Here is a 3,310-nt window from a genome sequence, read left to right on the forward strand (position 1 = left end):
ATCCTGTTCCTGGCCAGCGATCTGTCGAGCGGCGTCACCGGCCAGACTCTGGACGTCAACTGCGGGGAGTACAAAGCCTGATGGCGCAGCGCACCGACGATGCAGAGCGGAGCGATGAGGAGGAGGCGGCGCAATGACGGATCGCACCGACATCGGCGGCGTCGATGACCTGCACGCCTCGGCGACGAAGTTCATCGGACTCGACGATTTCGGCACCGACGACGACAACTATCGCGAGGCGTTGGGCGTGCTGCTCGATTCCTACCGGCGTGAAGCGGATCTCACACCGCTGGGCAGCAAGATGAATCGCTTCTTTCTGCGCGGCGCGCTGGTGGCGCGGCTGCTATCAGAGGCCGCGTGGAAGCGATACCCTGAACACGCCGACGTCGTCATCGACCGGCCGATCTTCGTCACCGGTTTAGTGCGTACCGGCACCACCGCGCTGCACCGGCTGTTGGGTGCCGACCCGGCACACCAGGGTCTGCACCTGTGGCTGGCCGAGTACCCGCAGCCCAGGCCGCCACGCGAATCCTGGTCGGACGACCCGGTTTATCGCCAGCTCGAGGCGCAGTACACCCAGCACCACGCGGAGAATCCCGGTTACACCGGGCTACACTTCATGGCCGCGGACGAGCTCGAGGAATGCTGGCAGCTGTTACGGCAGTCGTTCCACTCGGTGTCGTATGAGACGTTGGCGCACCTACCCAGTTACAGCCAGTGGCTGTCCCGGCAGGACTGGACGCCGGCATACCGCCGGCACCGTAAAAACCTTCAGCTGATCGGGCTCAACGACGCCGACAAGCGCTGGGTGCTGAAAAACCCCAGCCATCTCTTTGCCTTGGACGCGCTGATGGCCACCTACCCCGACGCGCTCGTCGTGCAGACGCACCGACCGGTCGAGACCATCATGGCGTCGATGTGTTCGCTGGCCCAGCACACCGCAGCCGGGTGGTCGAAAACCTATACAGGCGCACAGATCGGCTACGACTCGATGGAAACCTGGTCGCGTGGCCTCGAGCGGTTCAATGCTGAACGCGCCAAACACGATCCGGCACAGTTCTACGACGTCGACTACCGCGAGCTCATCGCGGATCCGCTGGGCACCGTGGAGAAGGTCTACCGTCATTTCGGTCTGACACTCACCGAGCAGGCGCGCCAGGCCATGGCCGACAGCCACGCGGAAAGCCAGACCGGTCCGCGGGCCCCCAAGCACACGTATTCGCTAGCCGACTACGGGTTGACCAGCGAGTCGGTCAAGGCGCGATTCGCCGGACTCTAGTCAGCCGTCGCCGGGGGGAGGGGCGGTCGACACCGCCTCCAGACATCCTTCGGCGATCGCGTGTTCGATGCTGTCGGTCAATTTCGGGCAAGATCTGGTACGCGCGCTGTGCTCACCGGACGCTCGTAGCTCCGCGAAAACGGCGCAGCGCTGCGAGGCCTCGCTGTTCCATTGCACCGCGGTGTGTCCCGGGCCCGGCTTCTTGACGTTGACCGTGACGTGGCAGAACCGGCAGTCCACGGGTTGAAGGCCCGACGTCAGATAGCGGTCCCGGTCGGCCTGGGTAGCGTCACGCACAGCCGCACTGCCCCCCGGACGGCCCGTGGAGGCCGGTGCCTTCGACTGCCCACGCCGCGCAGGCGGCGTCGGCGCTGCCTGGTCGTGGTCGTCGTGATCCCCGCGCAGGGACAACATCGACCGGGCCAGCCGCTCGACGTCAGGCGGGTCTTCGCGCGGAGCCATCATGAAACCTGAGTCGGCTGTCCTTCCGATTCAGCCTTCCGCTTGAGGTTCTCCTCGACTTCGACGTGCCACTTCTCGTTGGCCAAGGTGGTATCCACCTCGACCTCGAAGCGGTCGGTCATCTCCGGCGTGACATCGGCGACGTCGACGTAGAACTGTTGATACCACCGTCGCATCTGGTAGACGGCGCCGTCCTCCTCGACCAGCAGCGGATTGTCGATGCGGGTCTTGTGCTTCCAAATCTCGACGTCTTGCAAGAAGCCTTTGCTGACGCCCTCGGTGAAAACCCTGGACAGCTTCTCCGTCATCGCCTCGTCCATGCCCTTGGGCTTCTCGACGATGACACCCCACTGCAGCACGAACGAGTTCTGGGTCACCGGGTAGTGACAATTGATCAGGATCGACTCGGCCTTGTAGCCGCCGTAACTGTTGTGCAGCCAGTTGATCATGAACGACGGGCCGAAATAGGACGCGTCGGAATCCAGGTGCGCTTCACCGTAGGAGGTGCCCAGGTCGTTCACGTCGGGCCGGCCGACATTGTGCAGGTACTGCGAGGCGATGTGACCTTCGAAGACGTTCTTGAAGTACGTCGGAAGTCCGAAGTGGATGTAGAAGAAGTGCGCCATGTCGGTGACGTTGTCGATGATGTCCCGGCAGTTGGAGTCTTCGATCAGGATCGAGTTCCACCGCCACTCGGTCCAGTCGCCGCTGGTGAACTCCGGGATCTCCGGTATGCGCACCTCAGGTGGCGGCGGGTTGCCCTCGGCGTCATGCCAGACGAACAGCAGGCCGCTGCGCACGTCGGTGGTCCACGACCGGGTGCGGGCCATTCGCGGTGTCCGCTTGGCGTAGGGCACCAGTTTGCATCGGCCGTCGCCGCCCCAACGCCAGTCGTGGAACGGGCAGGCGATCTCGTCACCCTTGATCGTGCCCTGCGACAGGTTGCCGCCCATGTGCCGGCAGTAGCCGTCGAGGATCTTCAGGTCGCCGTGCGAGTCGGCGAACACGACCAGCATGGTGCCGAACGCCTCGATCGAATGCGGCTCGCCGTCCAAATAGTCTTGGACCGGGCCAAGACAGTGCCAACCGCGGGCGTATCTGTCGGGCAGGGTGCCGGAGTCGATCTCTCGAATGCCGGCCGTCTCGGTAGCCATGACGCCTCCAACTTGGTTGGCTTCTAACTAGAACACGTTACAGTTTCTGTCCGGGGTGGTGCAACGAGGGCGACATTCGGCACATAGTCGAGCATGTCGGCCAAGCAAAGGACCTTCCGAAAGCTGGCCAAATTCAGCTGCCGCGCACTGGTCCGTATTCAGTTTTCCCCGACACGTCGACGCGACCCTGTGACCACAACCTGTTCTCTAACGGCTACACCGGCCGAGCGGTAGCCGCCGCCCGGTCCATCTCCCAGTAGGCGCGCAGCGCCACCATTTGGCCGGCGTCGTTAACCCGGTAGGTGAACACGCCTTCGGCGGTGACCTGGTGCCCGCCCATGGTGATGACGATGTTGCCGACGTTGGCTTCTTCGTTGCCGCACTGATAGGTGTCGTGGAAGTTGAACTCGATGCG

At 63.6% G+C, this 3,310-nt stretch carries 3 protein-coding genes and 2 pseudogenes; 2 read left to right on the forward strand and 3 right to left on the reverse strand.

All coding sequences use genetic code 11. The annotated features are described in order from the left end of the window. Both WA317_RS02320 and WA317_RS02325 read left to right on the forward strand, forming a co-directional pair. Window positions 1–81 (forward strand): annotated as a pseudogene (locus tag WA317_RS02320) (SDR family oxidoreductase); the annotation flags it as partial. A gap of 52 nt (window positions 82–133) precedes the next feature. Beyond that, window positions 134–1,279, forward strand: a complete 1,146-nt coding sequence (locus tag WA317_RS02325; protein WP_425171502.1) for a sulfotransferase family protein — start codon at window positions 134–136, stop codon at window positions 1,277–1,279. Here WA317_RS02325 and WA317_RS02330 read toward each other — a convergent pair whose 3' ends face one another. From WA317_RS02330 to WA317_RS02340, 3 genes and pseudogenes are all read right to left on the reverse strand, one after another. Next, window positions 1,280–1,744, reverse strand: coding sequence for a hypothetical protein (locus WA317_RS02330; RefSeq protein WP_425171503.1), 465 nt, complete (start codon window positions 1,742–1,744; stop codon window positions 1,280–1,282). Next, window positions 1,741–2,895 (reverse strand): Rieske 2Fe-2S domain-containing protein, encoded by a 1,155-nt coding sequence (locus WA317_RS02335; RefSeq protein WP_425171504.1) that lies wholly within the window; start codon window positions 2,893–2,895, stop codon window positions 1,741–1,743. Before WA317_RS02335 ends, WA317_RS02330 begins: the two co-directional genes overlap by 4 nt. A 214-nt stretch (window positions 2,896–3,109) precedes the next feature. After that, window positions 3,110–3,310: pseudogene (locus tag WA317_RS02340) on the reverse strand (nuclear transport factor 2 family protein); the annotation flags it as partial.

The sequence above is a fragment of the Mycobacterium sp. genome (assembly GCF_049802695.1).
Classification (GTDB): Bacteria; Actinomycetota; Actinomycetes; order Mycobacteriales; family Mycobacteriaceae; genus Mycobacterium.